Genomic DNA, 310 nt, shown 5'->3' with positions numbered 1-310 from the left:
GGTACACACATCCGCCAGCGCCGCCTGGGCCAGCGCCGGAATATCCTCTTTCCTGACGCCCACCTCGCGCAGATGGCCGGGAATACCGACATCGCGGTTAAGCTGGCAGACCGCCTCTACTGCCGCCTCGCGCGCGGCGGTCAGGCTTAACGCTTCCACCCTGACGCCCATCGCCCGGGCGATGTCGCGATATTTTTCCCCGGTCGCCTCAGCATTAAAGCGCATCACGTGCGGCAGCAGGATGGCATTCGCCACGCCGTGCGGCGGGTTGTAAAAAGCGCCGAGCGGATGCGCCATGCCGTGCACCAGC

Annotated in this window: 1 pseudogene; it reads right to left on the bottom strand. The window is 65.8% G+C overall.

Features of this window, described 5'->3' with window-relative positions:
* Window positions 1-297 (bottom strand): annotated as a pseudogene (locus tag PL597_RS26240) (iron-containing alcohol dehydrogenase); the annotation flags it as partial.
* Window positions 298-310 lie beyond the last annotated feature (13 nt).

The organism is Agrobacterium sp. ST15.13.013 (assembly GCF_027956525.1).
Classification (GTDB): Bacteria; Pseudomonadota; Alphaproteobacteria; order Rhizobiales; family Rhizobiaceae; genus Agrobacterium; species Agrobacterium salinitolerans.
Note: the sequence above shows the minus strand (reverse complement) of the source record. Positions and strands in the feature narration are given on the sequence as shown.